General features: G+C 73.6%; 17 protein-coding genes. 12 read left to right on the top strand and 5 right to left on the bottom strand.

Annotated features, from left to right (window positions below; genetic code table 11):
- Positions 1 to 41: 41 nt before the first annotated feature.
- Positions 42 to 2,339, top strand: coding sequence for a DNA helicase PcrA (gene pcrA / locus AR3_RS02260; RefSeq protein ID WP_217998420.1), 2,298 nt, complete (start codon positions 42 to 44; stop codon positions 2,337 to 2,339).
- A gap of 10 nt (positions 2,340 to 2,349) precedes the next feature.
- Here pcrA and AR3_RS02255 read toward each other — a convergent pair whose 3' ends face one another.
- Positions 2,350 to 2,841 (bottom strand): MaoC family dehydratase, encoded by a 492-nt coding sequence (locus AR3_RS02255; RefSeq protein ID WP_067907509.1) that lies wholly within the window; start codon positions 2,839 to 2,841, stop codon positions 2,350 to 2,352.
- Positions 2,842 to 2,858: 17 nt separating this feature from the next.
- A complete protein-coding gene (locus AR3_RS02250; protein WP_227023219.1) occupies positions 2,859 to 3,575 on the bottom strand; it encodes a TetR/AcrR family transcriptional regulator in 717 nt (238 codons plus the stop codon).
- 96 nt (positions 3,576 to 3,671) lie between these two features.
- Between AR3_RS02250 and AR3_RS02245 the strand changes: the two genes are divergently transcribed.
- The 7 genes from AR3_RS02245 to AR3_RS02215 all read left to right on the top strand — a co-directional run bounded on the left by AR3_RS02245 (position 3,672) and on the right by AR3_RS02215 (position 9,036).
- Positions 3,672 to 4,685 (top strand): alcohol dehydrogenase catalytic domain-containing protein, encoded by a 1,014-nt coding sequence (locus AR3_RS02245; RefSeq protein ID WP_067907506.1) that lies wholly within the window; start codon positions 3,672 to 3,674, stop codon positions 4,683 to 4,685.
- A 62-nt stretch (positions 4,686 to 4,747) separates the two neighbouring features.
- Positions 4,748 to 4,930, top strand: coding sequence for a hypothetical protein (locus AR3_RS02240; RefSeq protein WP_067907503.1), 183 nt, complete (start codon positions 4,748 to 4,750; stop codon positions 4,928 to 4,930).
- 241 nt (positions 4,931 to 5,171) lie between these two features.
- Positions 5,172 to 5,783, top strand: a complete 612-nt coding sequence (locus tag AR3_RS02235) for an ArsR/SmtB family transcription factor (protein ID WP_174545413.1) — start codon at positions 5,172 to 5,174, stop codon at positions 5,781 to 5,783.
- A gap of 1 nt (position 5,784) precedes the next feature.
- On the top strand, positions 5,785 to 6,531 hold the full coding sequence (locus AR3_RS02230; RefSeq protein ID WP_067907500.1) for an SRPBCC family protein: 747 nt from the start codon (positions 5,785 to 5,787) through the stop codon (positions 6,529 to 6,531).
- A gap of 20 nt (positions 6,532 to 6,551) precedes the next feature.
- Entirely contained in the window at positions 6,552 to 7,091 is a 540-nt protein-coding gene (locus AR3_RS02225) for a dihydrofolate reductase family protein (protein WP_067907497.1), read from the top strand.
- 388 nt (positions 7,092 to 7,479) lie between these two features.
- Positions 7,480 to 8,385 carry an endonuclease/exonuclease/phosphatase family protein gene (locus AR3_RS02220; protein WP_083950850.1) on the top strand — a complete coding sequence of 302 codons (906 nt, stop codon included), beginning with the start codon at positions 7,480 to 7,482 and terminating at the stop codon, positions 8,383 to 8,385.
- Positions 8,386 to 8,475: 90 nt separating this feature from the next.
- Positions 8,476 to 9,036: a GNAT family N-acetyltransferase gene (locus tag AR3_RS02215; protein ID WP_067907490.1), complete on the top strand. Its 561-nt coding sequence runs from the start codon at positions 8,476 to 8,478 to the stop codon at positions 9,034 to 9,036.
- Here the strand turns inward: AR3_RS02215 and AR3_RS02210 are convergent.
- Both AR3_RS02210 and AR3_RS02205 read right to left on the bottom strand, forming a co-directional pair.
- Positions 9,033 to 10,283 (bottom strand): Tm-1-like ATP-binding domain-containing protein, encoded by a 1,251-nt coding sequence (locus AR3_RS02210; RefSeq protein ID WP_067907483.1) that lies wholly within the window; start codon positions 10,281 to 10,283, stop codon positions 9,033 to 9,035. The two genes, AR3_RS02215 and AR3_RS02210, sit on opposite strands and share 4 nt — an antisense overlap.
- 55 nt (positions 10,284 to 10,338) lie before the next feature.
- A complete protein-coding gene (locus AR3_RS02205; RefSeq protein WP_067907480.1) occupies positions 10,339 to 11,763 on the bottom strand; it encodes a glycoside hydrolase family 15 protein in 1,425 nt (474 codons plus the stop codon).
- Positions 11,764 to 12,135: 372 nt separating this feature from the next.
- Here AR3_RS02205 and sucC point away from each other — a divergent pair, with 372 nt between their 5' ends.
- The 4 genes from sucC to AR3_RS02185 all read left to right on the top strand — a co-directional run bounded on the left by sucC (position 12,136) and on the right by AR3_RS02185 (position 16,830).
- Entirely contained in the window at positions 12,136 to 13,326 is a 1,191-nt protein-coding gene (gene sucC / locus AR3_RS02200; RefSeq protein ID WP_067907477.1) for an ADP-forming succinate--CoA ligase subunit beta, read from the top strand.
- Positions 13,327 to 13,328: 2 nt separating this feature from the next.
- The gene (gene sucD, locus AR3_RS02195; protein WP_067907474.1) at positions 13,329 to 14,216 is read left to right on the top strand and encodes a succinate--CoA ligase subunit alpha; all 888 of its coding nucleotides are present in this window, start codon (positions 13,329 to 13,331) and stop codon (positions 14,214 to 14,216) included.
- 128 nt (positions 14,217 to 14,344) lie between these two features.
- Positions 14,345 to 15,007 (top strand): DUF4240 domain-containing protein, encoded by a 663-nt coding sequence (locus AR3_RS02190; protein WP_217998418.1) that lies wholly within the window; start codon positions 14,345 to 14,347, stop codon positions 15,005 to 15,007.
- A complete protein-coding gene (locus tag AR3_RS02185; protein WP_227023220.1) occupies positions 15,004 to 16,830 on the top strand; it encodes a cell division protein PerM in 1,827 nt (608 codons plus the stop codon). The genes AR3_RS02190 and AR3_RS02185 overlap by 4 nt, the downstream gene beginning before the upstream one ends.
- A gap of 9 nt (positions 16,831 to 16,839) precedes the next feature.
- On the opposite strand, the gene AR3_RS02180 is transcribed toward AR3_RS02185, so the two are convergent.
- Positions 16,840 to 17,382 carry a hypothetical protein gene (locus tag AR3_RS02180; RefSeq protein ID WP_106258869.1) on the bottom strand — a complete coding sequence of 181 codons (543 nt, stop codon included), beginning with the start codon at positions 17,380 to 17,382 and terminating at the stop codon, positions 16,840 to 16,842.
- Positions 17,383 to 17,491: the final 109 nt, after the last annotated feature.

Raw genomic sequence — 17,491 nt, 5'->3', positions numbered from 1 at the left:
GGGGCGAGAGCGCCGCGGTCGGCGCCGTACACTCGCACATGATGTCGAACACGCATGCCAATCCCCTGCTGGACGGCCTGAACCCGCAGCAGCGCGCCGCCGTCGTGCACTCCGGGAGCCCGCTGCTGATCGTCGCGGGCGCCGGCTCGGGCAAGACGCGCGTGCTCACCCACCGCATCGCCTACCTGCTGGCCGAACGGAACGTGCACCCCGGGCAGATCCTGGCGATCACGTTCACCAACAAGGCCGCCGCGGAGATGCGCGAGCGGGTGTCGGCGCTGGTCGGGCCGCGGGCGAACGCGATGTGGGTGATGACCTTCCACTCGGCGTGCGTGCGGATCCTGCGCCGCGAGGCCAAGCGGCTCGGCTTCCCGTCCAACTTCTCGATCTACGACCAGGCCGACGCGCAGCGCCTGATGGCCCTGGTCTGCCGCGAGCTGGACCTGGACCCCAAGCGCTACCCGCCCCGCTCGTTCAGCGCCCAGGTCTCCAACCTCAAGAACGAGCTGATCGACTACGAGACGTTCAAGGCCAGGGCCTCCACCCACATGGAGCAGACGCTGGCCGAGGCGTACGAGATGTACCAGGCGCGGTTGCAGCAGGCCGGCGCCATGGACTTCGACGACCTGATCATGCTGACGGTCAACCTGCTGCAGGCGTTCCCGGAGGCCGCCGAGCACTACCGGCGCCGCTTCCGGCACGTGCTCGTCGACGAGTACCAGGACACCAACCACGCCCAGTACGAGCTGGTGCGGGAGCTGACCGCCCCGATCGCCTCCCCCGCCGGGGAGTCCCCGGACGACCACGACGGCCTCGGACCGGCCGAGCTGTGCGTGGTCGGCGACGCCGACCAGTCGATCTACGCGTTCCGCGGCGCCACCATCCGCAACATCCTGGAGTTCGAGCGCGACTTCCCGGACGCCGCCACGATCCTGCTGGAGCAGAACTACCGCTCCACCCAGACGATCCTGTCGGCGGCCAACGCGGTGATCGAGCGCAACGCCGACCGCAAGCCCAAGAAGCTGTGGTCCGACCAGGGCGAGGGCCACAAGATCGTCGGCTATGTGGCCGACAACGAGCACGACGAGGCCGCGTTCGTCGCGCAGGAGGTCGACCGGCTCACCGACGCGGGCGAGGCCCGCCCCGGCGACGTGGCGGTCTTCTACCGCACCAACGCGCAGTCGCGCGTGTTCGAAGAGGTCTTCATCCGCGTCGGCCTGCCCTACAAGGTCGTCGGCGGGGTCCGCTTCTACGAGCGCAAGGAGGTCCGCGACCTGCTGGCCTACCTGCGCGTCCTGGTCAACCCCGAGGACACCGTCTCGCTGCGGCGCATCCTGAACGTCCCCAAGCGCGGCATCGGCGACCGCGCCGAGGCGTGCGTGGAGGCCTACGCCTCCCGCGAGCGGATCTCGTTCTGGCAGGCGCTGCGCCGCCCCGAGGACGTGCCCGGCATGGCCACCCGGTCGATCAACGCCGTCCGCGAGTTCGTCACGCTGCTGGACGGCCTGCGCGCCCAGGTCGCCGACCGGACACCGGCCGAGATGGTCGAGGCGGTGCTCCGGGAGACCGGCTACCTGGCCGAGCTGCAGGAGTCCAAGGACCCGCAGGACGAGACCCGCGTGGAGAACCTGCACGAGCTGGAGGCCGTCGCCCGCGAGTTCGAGGACCGGCTGGACGGCGAGCCCGCGCAGGGACGCCTGGTCGACTTCCTGGAGCAGGTGGCGCTGGTCGCCGACGCCGACTCCATCCCCGGCGGCGCCACGAGCGCCCCGCTGCCGCCCGGCGAGCGGCCCGAGGAGACCGACCAGGGCGTCGTCACCCTGATGACCCTGCACACCGCCAAGGGCCTGGAGTTCCCGGTGGTGTTCCTCACCGGCATGGAGGACGGCGTCTTCCCGCACCTGCGGGCCATGAGCAACCCCAAGGAGCTGGAGGAGGAGCGCCGCCTGGCCTACGTCGGCATCACCCGCGCCCGCGAGCGGCTGTACCTGACCCGGGCGGCGATGCGCAGCTCGTGGGGCGCGCCGCAGGTCAACCCGGCGTCCCGGTTCCTGTCCGAGGTGCCCGCGAGCCTGGTGCGGTGGGAGCGCGAGGCGTCGTCCGCCTCGTCGTCCTCGGCGCTGTCGGCGCAGGCCTCCCGGCCCGGCACCCGCTCGCCGGGCAACAGGGTCGTCCCGTCCCTGTCCCCGGGCGACAAGGTCACCCACGACTCGTTCGGGCTCGGCACGGTGGTGTCGGTGGACGGCGCGGGCGAACGCGCCGCGGCCAGCATCGACTTCGGCGGCGAGTACGGCGTGAAGCGGCTCGTCCTGCGCTACGCCCCCGTCGAGAAGCTCTGAGCCCTAACGGTCACCCGGCCGCCGGACGGCGCAGGAGCAGGTTGACGGCGACGAGGTCGAGCACGGTCCGGTCGTCCTCGGTGAGCAGCTCGCCGCGGGTTCGGACGATGCCGCGGTCGGGCTTGGAGCGCGACGGCCGGGCGTCCAGGACGGTGGCGCGCAGCCGCACCGTGTCGCCGGGGCGCAGCGGCGAGGGCCAGCGCAGCTCGTCCAGGCCGGGCGAGGCCAGGCTCGCCACCCGCGACAGGTAGTGGTCGGCGTACATGCGCATGAAGATCCCGCCGGAGTGCCATCCGCTGGCGATCAGCCCGCCGAACGGCCCGGTCGCCGCGTACTCCCGGTCGATGTGGATCGGCTGCGGGTCGAACCGCTCGGCGAACTCGACGATCTCCGCCTCGTCCACGGTCACGGTGCCGTACTCGTACACCGAGCCCGGCACGTAGTCCTCGAAGTAGCGGTCGTCGATCGGAGCGGAGAAGTCTTCTCTCAGCGGCTTGGTCATGCCTACCAGAATGCCGTTCACTCGCCGGCGGCGGCGATACGCGCCAGCCACTCGGCGAGCAGCGCCCGTTCGGCCGCGCTGAGCGGGACGTCGTCCGCGGAGGCGGCGCCGAGCGCCGCGCGCAGCGCCATGGCCAGTGCGGCCAGGGGCCGGGGCGCGTCGCCCGCCGTCTCCTCGGGCGCGGTGATGGCGGCGATGAGCGCCTCCCGCGTCCGGACCGACAGGTCGTCGGCCGCCGCCTCCCGATCCTTGATCAGCGTGAGCACCACCCCGACCCCGGCCGCGTGCACCATCCGGGCCGCGAGCTCGGGCGGGACGGTCAGCCGCCCGGCCCGGGCGATCCCGTTGACGATCTCGAGCAGGATCCGTTCGCTCTCCCGGGCCGCCGAGGAGCGGCCGCCCGTCGGGTCGGACCCGTGCATCGCCATGTAGAGCGCGGGGTTCTTCAGCCCGAACTCCACGTGCAGGTCCCAGCCGTCGCGCAGCCGCTGCACGGGGTCGTCGGGGACGGGCATGGCCCGCTTCTCCGCCAGGTAGGTCTCGAACCCGTAGGCGGCGACGGCGTTCATCAGGCCGCGCTTGTCGCCGAAGTGGTGGTAGAGCGTCGGGGCGCCGACCCCCGCCGCCTGGCAGATCGCCCTGGTGGACACCGGCTCCCCACCCGATTCGGCCATCAGCGCCGCGGCCGCGCGCAGGATCCGCTCCCGGGTGTCGCCGTCCTTGAGGTCCTTCACGCCACCAGTGTAGAGCGATGTTCTACGAAACTTTGTATAGCGCTAGTACAGAGCGCCGTGTATCGTCGATTTCGAACCTGAGGTGAGGAGCAGACGATGCGAGCAGCAGTCATGACCGCGCCGCGCACGGCGCTGACGGTCGAGGACCGGCCGGTCCCCGAGCCCGGCCCCGGCGAGGTGCTGATCAGGGTGGTCGCCTGCGGGATGTGCTACTCGGAGGTCGTCCACCTGAACGACCGCTACCCGTTCGGCCGCTTCCCGACCGTGCCGGGCCACGAGGTCAGCGGCGTGGTCGAGGCCGTGGGCGCCGGCGTGGACTTCCCGGCCGTCGGCACCCGGGTCGGCGCGCAGTGGCTGTACGACTCCTGCGGCCACTGCGACCTGTGCGTGCGCGGCGACCAGGTCCTGTGCCCGGCCAAGCGGGCCACCGGAATCACCCTGGACGGCGGGTACGCCGAATACATGATCGCCAAGGCGGGCTACGTCACCCCGCTGCCGGACGGCCTGGACCCGGTCGCCGCCGCCCCGCTGATGTGCGCGGGCATCACCGGTTTCAACGGGCTGCGGCACGGCGGCGCCCGTCCCGGCTCGAAGGTCGCCGTGCTGGGCACCGGCGGCGTCGGCACCATGGCGGTCCGGTTCGCCGTCGCGATGGGCGCCCGCGTCGCGGTGGTGTCCCGCAGCCGCCGCGCCGAGGACCGGGCCAAGCGCCTCGGCGCCGAGCTGTTCATCGCCACCGAGGAGCAGGACCCGGCCGAGGCCCTGCGCGCCTGGGACGGCGGCGCCGATGTGGTCCTGCACACCGCGCCCGCCAACGGGCCGGCCGAGGCCGCCGTCGGCGGCATCGCCCCCGACGGCACGCTCGTCATCCTGGGCGTCGGCGAGGGCCCGCTGCACATCCCGCCGTTCGCGCTGGTGGCCAACCGCATCCGGGTGATGGGCATGCCGTCCGGCTCGCCGCACGACATGCGCGACACCCTCGCCTTCGCCGCCGCCCACGGCATCGTCCCGGAGATCACCCCGATCACCCTGGACGAGGCGCCCGCCGTCCTCGCCGCCATGGCGGACGGCACCGCCCCCAACACCCGCCACGTCATCACCCTCTCCTGACACCGAGACGACATGGCGAGATGACACCGAAAGAGGTGTCACCCGGTGCTCCCACCACCGCCATGCCCAGCAGCAGAGGGATCACCGTGGCGACAGGGCGGCGCGCAGGGACGCTCCAGCCCCCGCGCGCCGCCCGCAGCGTGCCGCTGCTGATGCTGCGGCCCGATTGCAGCGTTCTGACGATGGACGACGTGCGCGCCAGGGCCGAGAGGTACCCCTCCGACCTGTTCTCGTCCGGGTGCTGACGGTGCTTTTGAGGTCTGGTGGAGCCGAGCCGGGTCCGTCCCGGCTGGCCGTCCGGCTCTCAGGCGCGTCCTCGGTGTTCAGCAGCCAGGTTGCCTGCACTCCGGGATGTGCAGCCCTGCCTGGTCGTGGTGGTCGTCTTACTCCACTGTGCGCTGGTGGCCGTGGCTGCGGATGCGCTGGTCCGGGACCGACAAAAAATCTTGTCTTGACAAGAGAAGTTGTCGGTGAGACGCTGGGCGCATGTTGGACGTGGCGGTGATCGAGGATCCGGCGGTGGCCGCCGTCTCGCTGGACCCCATACGGGCCCGGCTGCTGGCCGAGCTGACCGAGCCGGCCTCGGCGAAGGCGCTGGCCGACCGTGTCGGGCTGCCCCGGCAGAAGGTCAACTACCACCTGCGCGAACTAGAGCGGCGCGGGCTGGTGGAACTGGTCGAGGAACGCCGCAAGGGCAACATGACCGAGCGGGTGCTGCGGGCGACCGCGGCGTCGTACGTGATCTCCCCCGAGGCCCTGGCCGCGGTCGCGCCCGACCCCGGGCGGGCCCCCGACCGCCTGTCGGCGCGGTGGCTGCTCGCCCTGGCCGCGCGGCTGGTCCGGGAGGTGGGGGCGCTGATCAACGGCGCGGTGCGGGCCGGCAAGCCGGTGGCGACGTTCGCGATCGAGGGCGAGGTGCGCTTCGCCTCGGCGGCCGACCGGGCCGCCTTCGCCGAGGAACTGGCCCGGACGGTCACCGCGCTCGTGGGCCGCTACCACGACGAGAAGGCCGCCGGGGGCCGTACGCATCGGATCGTCGTCGCCGTCCATCCCGCCGTGTCGGCCGCAGGCGGCCCGGTGAAGAAGGAAGAGTCCTGACATGGGCCGCGAATGGGAGCAGCACGACGAGGTCGAGGTCGACGCGACTCCGGAGCAGGTGTGGGAGGCGATCGCCAGCGGCCCCGGCATCGACTCCTGGTTCATGGGACGCACCGAGGTGGAGCCGGGCGAGGGCGGCTCGGTCCGCACCGACCTGGGCGGGTACGTGATGGAGTCCGAGGTCACCGCGTGGGAGCCGCTGCGCCGGTTCGCCTACCGCGGCGACGAGGGCCCGGACGGGCGTTTCGTCGCGTTCGAGTTCCTCATCGAGGGGCGCGAGCAGGGCGGCACGGTGCTGCGCCTGGTGACCAACGGCTTCCTGCCCGGCGACGACTGGGAGGACGAGTACGACGCGATGCTCAAGGGCGGCGCGATGTACTTCGCGACGCTCGTCGCGTACCTCACCCACTTTCCCGGCCGCACCGCGACGCCGATCACGGTGGCCGCGCCGATGACGTCGGACGCGCGGGCGGTGTTCGACCGGGTCCCGGCCGCCCTGGGGCTGGCCGCCGATCCGGCGGTCGGCGACCGGGTGCGGGCCGCGCCGGACGGTCTGCCGGCGATCGACGGCGTCGTCGACTTCGTCAACCCGGACGCGATCGGGATCCGCACCCGCGACGCCCTGTACCGCTTCATCGCGGGTTTCCGGGGCCCGATGATCGTCACCCACCACCTGTTCGCCGAGGACGTGGACCGCACGGGGACCGAACAGGCGTGGCGGGCGTGGCTGGCCCGTCTGTCCGCCTGACAGACACGAGGAGACGAACCATGAGGAAGATCGTCAGCGGCCTGTTCATCTCGCTCGACGGGGTGGTGGAGGCCCCCGACCAGTGGCATCTGTCGTACTTCAACGACGAGATGGGGGAGGCCGTCGAGGCCCTGCTGGAGGGCAGCGACGCCATGCTCTTCGGCCGACGGACGTACGAGGAGTTCGCGGCATACTGGCCCACCTCCACCGACGAGCTCGCCGACCGCATGAACGGCATCCCGAAGTACGTCGTGTCCAACACCCTGACCTCGGCCGAGTGGCAGAACTCGACGCTCATCAGCGGCGACGTGTACAAGGAACTGGCCCGGCTGAAGCAGCAGCCCGGCAAGAACCTCGGCATCACCGGCAGCGGCACCCTCGTCCGCTCCCTGCTGCGCGAAGGGCTCCTGGACGAGCTGCACCTCCTGGTGCACCCGATCGTGGTGGGCGCCGGCAAGCGCCTCTTCGACGACGGTCCGCAGGTGCCGCTCCGCCTGACCGGCTCGCGGACCTTCAGCACCGGCGTCCTCAACCTGACGTACGAGCGGGCGGACGCCTGATCGCCGAAGCGCGCCCGACCGGCCGCCGTCCGCGCCGCGCCGTCCAGGGCCGCGCCGTCCAGGGACATCCCCTGCCTTCGGGCAAGGAGACGCCGCGTACCGCAGCGCACTGAGCCTGGACGGTGCGCGACGGCCGTCCCGCTCCCCCGGCACGCCGGTCGGTGGAGGCCGTGTGGGGCCGTCACCGCCGGGCAGGTGCTGCCTGCGAGGTGCGGCTGGAACGGCGGTCTGCCCGGAGGGTCTCGGCTCCCCGCGTGCGGCCGCGGCGGTCACGGGGGCGCGGAGGCCCGTGTGCTTTGGGGCGGTGCGCGGCGGGATCGAGGGCTCTTGGACGTTCACGGGGAACGGTTACTGTTGATCGTGTGGCCCTCTCTGTGGAAGGGGCTGGATGTCCCGTTCCGAATGGCCGGTGCGGCGGAGGTGGCTCTGGAGCCTCGTGGCGGGCGTGGCGACGCTCGGCATGTCCGGCGCCGTGGTGGCATGGCCCGTGACGGAGCCGGATCCGACGGTGCGCGTGATGACCTACAACGTGCGAGGGGTCGCCGATCCGCCGCCTCGGGACTGGCGGACGCGGCTGCCGCTGGTGAAACGGCTGCTGCGGCGCCACGACCCGGACCTGCTCGGCGTGCAGGAGGCCAAGTGGCCGCAGATGCGGGATCTGGAACGGGCGCTTCCGGGGCACCGGTGGATCGGCATGGGCCTGCGCGGCGGGACACGGGACCAGTTCGTCGCCGTCTTCTACAGGGCCGACCGGTTCGAGCTCTTGGACTTCGACCACTTCTGGCTGTCCGACACGCCGCACGTCATCGGGTCGGCGACGTGGGGCAACCGGTACGTGCGGATGGCGACCTGGGTCAAGCTGCGCGACCGTCGGACGGGCACGGTGCTCTACCAGCTCAACACGCACTTCGACCACGAGTCGGAGCGCGCTCGGGAGAAGAGCGCCGAGCTGGTCCTGAAAAGGGTGCGCGGATTCCAGCCGGGCGTCCCGGTGCTCGTCACCGGGGATTTCAACGACACGGCCGGAGACTCGCGGGCGTACTCGATCCTCACCGGCGCGGACGCGTTGCAGGACACGTGGGTGACGGCCCGTCGGCGCAGTACGCAATACAAGACGGACGCGCGCTGGAAGCCGCCGGTGCCGGGCGGCAGACGGGTCGACTGGATTCTGGCGCGGGGACGGGTCGAGACGCTGTGGAGCGAAATCGATCCCTGGCACTCCGGCGGCGTGTATCCGTCGGACCATTTCCCCGTCATCGCGCATGTACGGTTCGGTCCGGCCGCGGCGCGGTGAACCGCGCGAACGGCGCAGCCGGGCCGCCCGAAGGGAGCGCGGCGCGCAGAGGGCCGCTGGGAAACGTGAGTGTGCACTGCGGAGGTCAGCGTGTTCGCTGTCGCCCTGGGAGACGGCGCGGAGTTGCGCCCGCTGGAGCCGTGGCAGGCGGAGGAGTTCCTCGCGCACGGCGAGCGGGCGCGTCCGGACATCGTCGACTGGATCCCCTGGGCCGCGCGGGTGAGGGACGTCGAATCCGCCCGGGCGTTCCTGCGCGCCTACGCCGACCGGCAGGCCGCTGACAAGGGCCGCCTCTACGGGATCTGGGTGGACGGCGTGCTGCGGGGCGGCACCGCGTTCCGGACGTTCGACGTGCAGGCGGGCGTCTGCGAGATCGGGGTCTGGCTGGAGGCCGCGGCGCGGGGCCGCGGCCTGGTCACCCGCGCCGTCCGGCACATGATCGACTGGGCGGTGGGGGAGCGCGGCATGACGCGCGTGGAGTGGCGGTGCGCGCCCGACAACACGCGCAGCCAGGCCGTCGCCAAGCGGCTCGGCATGCGCTACGAGGGGACGCGGCGGCGCGCGTTCCTCGTCAACGGAGAACGCCGGGACGAGCAGATCTGGTCGCTGCTCGCCGAGGAGTGGACGGCGGCGAACAAGGCGGAAGCCTAGGGCGCCGTGCGGGTCGCGCCGGCCGGGAGCCGGGCGCCCGTGATCAGCTCGTGCAGGCGGTCGGCCATGGCCGCGCCGAAGGCGGGGTCGTTGAGGTGGGTGTCCAGCTCGACGATCTCCACGGCGGAGCCGCGCAGGCCGTCGCGCACCGCGTCGAACAGCACGGCGTCGGTGGACGGCGAGTGGTACGGCCCGCCGGGGCCGCTCAGCGTGGACAGGCCGCGCAGCGGCAGGAACAGCGAGGTCGGGCCGGCGGCCCCGCGGAGCCTGGCCGCGACGCGGCGGCCCAGCTCGGCGCACTCCTGCGGGGTCGTGCGGATCACCGTGACCGACGGGTTGTGCACGTGGACGTGCCGGTCCCGGAACCGCTCCGGCACCCGCGGTCCGAACTTGGCCATGTCGAGGGCGCCCAGGCTCACCACCTGCGGCAGGCCGTGGCGGCCCGCGCCGCGCAGCCGGTCCGGACCGGCCGCGCCGACGCCCCCGACCAGCTCGGTCGACAGCTCCAGCAGCGTGGCGTCCAGGACGCCCGCGAACGCGCCGCCGCCGGTCATCTCCTCGAACGAGCGCCCGCCCGCGCCCGTGGCGTGGAACACCAGCGTCTCGTAGCCGAGGTCGGCGAGGCGGCGTGCGGCGGCGCGCACGCCCGGGGTCGTGACGCCCGCCATCGTCGCGCCGATCAGCGGCCGGTCGTCCGGCGGGGCGGGCCGGCCCGCGGCGAAGCCCGCCGCCATCCCCGAGATCGCGTCGGCGGCGTTGGCGAGGATCGGCAGGGAGACGCGGTTCAGCCCGGCCACGTCCACGACCGTGTACATCAGCGTCAGGTCCGAGCCGCCGACGTAGGGGGACACGTCGCCCGACGCCATGCTCGACACCAGCAGCTTCGGCACGCCCAGCGGCAGCGCCCGCATCGCCGCGGCGGAGATCGACGAGTTGCCGCTGCCGCCGACCGACGCCACGCCGTGCAGCCGGCCCTCCTCGTACAGGCGCGTCACGATCCGGGCGGCGCCGCGCGCCATCGCCGCCACGGCCACGCCGCGGTCGCCCTGCGCGCGCAGCTCGGCCAGGGTGGTGCCGGCGGCGCGGGCGACCTCCTCGCGCGGGACGTCGGCGACGGTCTGCGGTTCGTCCAGGACCCCGGTGTCGACGAGGATCACCGCGTTGCCCAGCCGGACGAGCCGCTCCCGCAGCCACGCGTGCTCGGCGCCCTTGGTGTCCAGCGTCCCGAGAAGTACGACGGTCGGCATGCACGCCACTGTCCAGAAGCGGCGCCCCGGCCCGCAAGGCGCGCGCCGCGATCGGTCAGGGCGGCGGCACCGGCAGGGGACGGTCGAGCGCGGTCAGGGTCAGCAGCACCAGCGCCGCCGTCCAGCCCAGCGGCGCCACCCCGGCCTGGCGTCCCTTGGCGTCCACCTTCTCCGGCAGCGCGCCCAGCGACGTGCGGTGCCGGGCCAGCCAGTCCAGGCGCGCCCGGGCCTCGTCCGTGCGGCCCGCCGACGCGGCGGCCAGCGCGAACATCGCCGTCTCCGGCGTCCACGCCACGGTCCGGTTGCCCGCCCACTTCTCGCCGGGCAGGACGCCGCCGTTCGGCAGCCTGAGCCGCGCGGCCGCGTTCAGCACCGCCGCGTCCACGCCCGGGTCCTGCGGCGCGAACGGCGGCGCGACGAAGGTCACGGAGGTGTCCATGCGGCCGCCGCGTATCGGCGACCGCGGATAGCCGTAGGGGGCGAACCGCCGCGCCACCGCGTCCGACAGCCGCCGCGCGGCCTCCTGCCAGCGCAGCTCCCGCTGCTCGTCGCCGCGCTCGCGCGCCAGGGCGGCCGCCGCGCGCAGCCCCGCCAGCATCGGCCCGACCACGCCCAGGGTGGGGCTGTCGGGGTCCTGTTCGGTGCTCGGCGAGCGCTCGAAGTAGTCCGACGACGGCGGGGGCAGGCCCTCAGAGTCGAGCGACCGCGCCATCCGGTCGGCGGCGCGCGCCACCATCCGCCACAGCTCCGGCTGCCGTCCCGTCCGGGCCGGGTCCTGCGTGTGGACGAGCCAGCTCGCCCACACGACCCAGCCCAGCGAGTCCAGCTGCGGGGCGCGGCCGTCGGTGACCGCGCGGCCGTCGGGGTGGTACCGGGCGGCCCACCGGCCGTCGTCGGTCTGCACGCTCTCCAGGAACCGCAGCACCTGCCGCGCCTCGTGGGCGTGGCCGGTGACGGCGAACGCCGCCGCCGCGAACGCCGCGTCCCGGGGCCAGGCGTACCGCCACGGCCCGTACCAGGACGCGAGCGACGCCCCGTTGGGACGGGTCAGCAGCCGCAGGTCGAGCAGCGCCCGCTCGGCCATCTCCCGGTCGAGCGGCGTCCGCCCCGGGACCGTGCCGCGGGCCAGCCACCGCCGGTCGGACCGCACGGCCTGCGCCACCCGCGGATCGGACGCCGGGACCGTGACGGCCGTCTCGCCGCCGAGCGGCACGAGCCGCACCCGGCCGTCCCGCAGCAGCACCACCGAGCTGCCCGGCAGGTACGCGGCGCCGTCCTCGTCGTCGGGGTTCAGCGGCACCCCGGCGAACGGCCATCCGCCGCCGCCCACGAGCCCCGGGCTGTGCCACCCGGGTCCGGCCGCGCTGGGCATGCGCGCCCCGCAGGTGGCCGCCAGCCCCGCGACGAGCAGCATCGCCACCGCGCGCCGCACCTTGCGCGGACCGCCGGCCCGCGCAACCCCCTGCTGGTCCTCGGCCACCGCCCCTTCTCCCCTTCTTCACCCCGCGTCAAAGCAAGGCGAAGCCAAGTACACCAAAGGAGACGCCCGCGATTCACCTCCCGTAGGGCGAAAGCGACATCCTTCTCAGGTGCCATTTCCGTCACGGCAGGGGACGGCGACCACACACCCGCGCTGATCAGGGCGGACGTCCCGCTCGCGAACACCGCCCGGGACGTGTCACCATGGCGGAGATCCCGTGCAGAGGCTTCCCCCTGTCGTCCGGTCACTCTTTGTGAGGGGCTAGGCTGCATCGACGGAGCGGACCGCAGGGTGTGGCGGCCGCACGGACCCCCGTGTTCACACCCCCACTCGCGCGGTCATCAGCTGTCGATCCGTAACAAGGGACGCCTCGTGGACCTGTTCGAACATCAGGCGAAGGAGCTCTTCGCCGAGTACGGGGTACCGGTGCCTACCGGCAAGGTCGCCCATACTCCTCAGGAAGCCCGGGCCGCCGCGGAGGAGCTGTTCGCCGCGGGGGCCTCGAAGGTCGTCGTCAAGGCCCAGGTGAAGACCGGTGGTCGCGGCAAGGCGGGCGGCGTGAAGCTGGCCGACACCGCCGACGAGGCCGAAGCCCTGGCCGACCAGATCCTCGGCATGGACATCAAGGGCCACATGGTCCACAAGGTCCTCGTCGAGGAGGGCAGCGCGATCGCGCAGGAGTACTACTTCTCCTTCCTGCTCGACCGCGCCAACCGCACCTTCCTGTCGATCTGCTCCGCCGAGGGCGGCATGGAGATCGAGGAGGTCGCCGCGACCAAGCCCGAGGCCGTGGCCAAGGTGCCGGTGTCGGCGCTGGAGGGCGTCGACCGCGCCAAGGCCCTGGAGATCGCCCGGGCGGGCAAGCTGCCGCCCGAGGCGCAGGAGGGCGCGGCCACGCTCATCGAGCGGCTGTGGGCGGTGTTCGTCGACGAGGACGCCACCCTGGTCGAGGTCAACCCGATGATCCTGACCACCGACGGGCAGGTGAAGGCGCTCGACGGCAAGGTCACCCTCGACGACAACGCCGCGTTCCGCCAGCCCGAGCACGAGGCCCTGGAGGACAAGGCGACGACCGACCCGCTGGAGGCGCGCGCCAAGGCCAAGGACCTCAACTACGTGAAGCTGGACGGCACCGTCGGCGTCATCGGCAACGGCGCCGGCCTGGTCATGTCCACGCTGGACGTCGTCGCCTACGCGGGCGAGCAGTTCGGCGGGCAGAAGCCGGCCAACTTCCTGGACATCGGCGGCGGCGCCTCCGCCGACGTGATGGCCAACGGCCTGGAGATCGTGCTGTCGGACCCCGACGTCAAGGCCGTCTTCGTCAACGTGTTCGGCGGCATCACGGCCTGCGACGCCGTCGCCAACGGCATCGTGTCCGCGTACAAGCTGCTGGCCGAGCGCGGCGAGAGCGTCGACCGGCCGCTGGTGGTCCGGCTCGACGGCAACAACGCCGAGCTGGGCCGCAAGATCCTCAGCGACGCGGCGCTGCCCGGCGTCGAGCAGGTCGAGACCATGGACGACGCGGCCCGGCGCGCCGCGGAACTCGCTGCGGCAGGTGCATGAGCATGGCCATCTGGTTGACCGAGAACAGCAAGATCATCGTGCAGGGCATGACCGGCTCGGAGGGCATGAAGCACTCCCGCCGGATGCTCGCCGCGGGCGCCAAGGTCGTCGGCGGCGTCAACGCCCGCAAGGCCGGGCAGCGCGTCGACTTCGACGGCACCGTGCTGCCGGTGTTCGGCACCGTGCGGGAGGCCATGGCCGAGACCGGCGCCGACGTGTCGGTGGTGTTCGTCCCGCCGAAGTTCACCAAGGACGCCGTGGTCGAGGCGATCGACGCGGAGATCCCGCTGTGCGTGGTGATCACCGAGGGCATCCCGGTGCACGACACCGCCCACTTCTGGGCCTACGCCGGGTCCAAGGGCAACAAGACCCGCATCATCGGCCCCAACTGCCCCGGGATCGCGTCCCCCGGCAAGTCCAACGCGGGCATCATCCCCGCCGACATCACCTCGCCCGGCCGCATCGGGCTGGTGTCCAAGTCGGGCACGCTGACGTACCAGATGATGTACGAGCTGCGCGACATCGGCTTCTCCACCTGCGTCGGCATCGGCGGCGACCCGGTGATCGGCACCACCCACATCGACGCGCTGCAGGCGTTCCAGGACGACCCCGAGACCGACGCCATCGTCATGATCGGTGAGATCGGCGGGGACGCCGAGGAGCGCGCCGCCGCCTACATCGAGCAGCACATCACCAAGCCGGTCGTCGGCTACGTCGCCGGGTTCACCGCCCCCGAGGGCAAGACGATGGGCCACGCCGGCGCGATCGTGTCCGGCTCGGCGGGCACCGCGCAGGCCAAGAAGGAGGCGCTGGAGAAGGTCGGCGTCCGCGTCGGCAAGACCCCCAGCGAGACCGCCCGCATCATGCGGGAGATCATGCAGAACCTCTGACGGCGCGTCCGTCGGATTCGCGGAAGACGCCCGTGCCGCCCGCGCGGCGGCCCGGGCGTCTTCCGTTCTCCGGCGCCTCGCCGTCGCCGCCGCGGTCCTGTCGGCGGCCCTCCGGCAGAGTGGGCGCCGTGGACCGAGACGACTTCTGGCGGCTCGTCGAGGACGCCCGCGCCGCCGTCCCCGACCCGGCCGGCGCCGACGCGGTCGCCGCCGAGGCCGCCGCCCTGCCGGCCGAACGCCCGCGCGAGCAGATCGTCGCCGCCCAGCGGGTGATCTGGCAGCTCATGGCCGACTCCTACCGGACGGACCCGTGGGCCGCGGCGTACCACATCAACGGCGGCTGCTCCGACGACGGGTTCGACTACTTCCGCGGCCGGCTGATCCTGCAGGGCCGTGCGGTGTTCGAACGCGCCGTCGCCGACCCCGACTCCCTCGCCGACCTGCCCGCCGTACGGGCCGCCGCGCAGACCGGCGAGGAACTGGAGTCCGAGGCGGCGCTCGGCATCGCCTGGACGCCCACCGCAGCGCGACCGGCGAGAACCTCCTGGCCGGCTCGTTCAGAATCCGCTTCCCCCAGCGCGCCCCCAGGTGGGACTTCGAGAAGGACTTCGATAAGGACAGGGCCGAGACGCGGCGCCGCCTGCCCCGCCTCTGGGCGCTGTACGAGCGGCACGACGCCTGACCTCGCCCTGTACCGACCTCGCCCCGTACCAATCCGCAGCAAGGCGACACGCCGGACGAGGCGGAGGCCCCGATTGCGCGGGCGCAGGGTGCCAGCATGGACGCCGTGAGCGATGTGAGCCCGGGATCCAGCGCGACCTCACCGCCTCCCGAACGGCCGAGGGCGTCGGCGGCGTCCGGCCGGGCGGCCCCGACCGGAGCCGCCGCGACGGCCCGTCCGCTGTACGTGACGGGGCTCGTCGGAGCCCTGTGGTGCATCGGCATCGGGCTCGCCGTGCTCACCACCGTCACCCTCGTCGGCTGGATCGCCGCGCCGCGCACCGCGCTCGGCGCGGGCATGCCCGGCGTGTTCCGGACGGCGGTGACGTTCTGGCTGGTGTCCCACCACGCCGGGTTCTCCCTCGAGCACGGCCGCGTCGGGCTGCTGCCGCTCGGCCCGCTCGTCATCCCCGGGGCGCTGCTGTACCGCAGCGGCGGCTGGATGATCCGGGTCGGCGGCATGCGGCGCCGGCCGCGGGCCGCGGTCGCGCGGGTCTCGGTCGCGCTGGCCGTCCCGTACGCGCTGCTCGCGGGCCTGCTCGCGCTGGCCGCCAGCGCGCCGGTCATCACCCCGTCCGCGTGGCAGGCCGTGGTGGCCTGCTTCGTGGTCGCCCTCGTCGCGGGCGGCCTGGGCGCGGCGCGGTCCGTCGTCGCCCACATCGCCGCGGGCCGCCGGGTGCGCTCCGGGCTCGGCGCGCTGCTGCGGCTGCTGCCCGAACGGGCCGGATCGCTGGTGATCGGCGTCGCGGGCGCGCTCGCCGTCCTGCTGGCCTCCGGGGCCGTCCTGGTCGGCGCCTCCCTCGCCGCGCACGTGCGGGAGGCGACCCGGCTGTACGACATGCTCGCCCCGGGCATCGTCGGCGGCGTGCTGCTCCTGCTCATCGAGCTGGCGTTCCTGCCGAACGCGGTGATCTGGGGGATGTCCTACGCCGTCGGCCCGGGGTTCTCCGTCGGCGCGGGCACCAGCGTGTCGCCGACCGGCGTGTTCCTCGACGTCGTCCCCGCGTTCCCGCCACTGGCGGCGCTGCCCGAGCCGGGACCGGCGCCGCTGGCGTCCCTGCCGGCGCTGATCGCCCCGTTCGCCGCGGGCGCCGTCGGCGGAGTGCTCATGGTGCGGTCCATGCCCAGCCGGGCGTCCGAGACGGCGCCGCTGTGGGGCTTCCTCACCGGTGCGCTGACCGGCGGGGTCGCGGCGCTGCTGGCGGCGCTGTCGGGCGGCCCGATCGGCGGCGGGCGGATGGCCACCGTCGGCCCCTCGCCCTGGCGGGTCGGCCTGCTGGCGGCCCTGGAGGTCGGCATCTCGGCGGCGATCGCGGCGTGGGCGGCGAACGCGCTGATCCTGCGCCGGTCCGAGGAGGCGCCGTCCGAGCGCGCCGCGCGGCGCCGCAGGACCAAGGCCCGCCCCAAACCGCTCAAGCGCGTCAAGCGGCGCAGGCCCGAACCGGTCCTCGCCGAACCCGCCGCCCAGGCCGCGCCGACGCCGCCGGAGCCGGCGGCCGCACCGCCCGCGGCGGCCCCGCGGCCCGGTGCCGCGCCGGAGCCCCCGGTGCCGCCGCACGGCCCCGATCCGCTGGAGTTCGAGGAGGCCGAACCCGTCCTCGCGCCGCGCCGCACGGCGCGCAGCCGGCCGGGCGCCGTCGATCCGCTGCCCGGCCTGGTCGACCTGGTCGACGAGCCTGACCCGGGGCCGCCGCCCGCCGCCGCGGCCGAGCCCGCCGAGGCCGAGCCGGCCGCGGAGCCCTACGCGCCCGAGCCCAGGAGCCCGGAACCCGACCGTCCGCGCTCCCGGGACGGCGGCGCGTCCGAGCCGCGGGAACGCACCGAGAACCGCGGCGGCGCCATCTACGTGCTCAAGGACGACGTGCTCAAGGACGACGCCGACACCGACCGCTAGCCGGGCCGGCTAGCGGACGGACCGCGACATGCTGCCCTCGGGCAGGTTGAGCTTTTCTTCGATCTTCGGGAAGTAGCGGTCGCGGCAGGCCTTCTCGTCGATGGTGGTGTTGGCGGTGTCCATGCACTTCCGGTAGCCGTCCAGCTCCGGCAACAGCACCATCGAGACCGCCAGCGCGGCGCCCGCCATCACGAGCCCGACCGCGCCGAGCACCATGCCCGGGCCCGCCCCGGGCGCGAGCCCGTTCTGCTGCCGCGCCCGCCGCCGGGCCCGCGCGCCCACCACGAGCGACGCGACGCCCAGCACCAGCCCCAGCGGGTAGAAGGGGAGCGCCAGCGCCAACGCGCCGACGCCGAGCCACAGCGCCCGCCAGCCGGTGCGGTCCACAGGACCGGTCACGGGGGGAGGGCCCATCGGCGGAGGAACCATCGGCGGAGGGGCCATGGGCGGCGGCGCAGGGTGGCCGCCGGGGGCGGCGTCGTCGCCGGGGTTCCGGCCGGTGTCCTGGCGAGGGGCGGTGCCGCCCTCGCCCTGGCCCGGCTGCTCACTCACGTTCATCCTCCTGGTGCCGCTGAGGTCCGGTGCGGATTAGGGGCGCGCCGAGCGCGACCGATAGGCTTCGTGCAGGGCGGTCAGTGCCCCGGACACTGCCGCGCAGGTC

This window comes from Actinomadura rubrobrunea NBRC 15275 (assembly GCF_001552235.1).
Classification (GTDB): domain Bacteria; phylum Actinomycetota; class Actinomycetes; order Streptosporangiales; family Streptosporangiaceae; genus Spirillospora; species Spirillospora viridilutea.
Note: the sequence above shows the minus strand (reverse complement) of the source record. Positions and strands in the feature narration are given on the sequence as shown.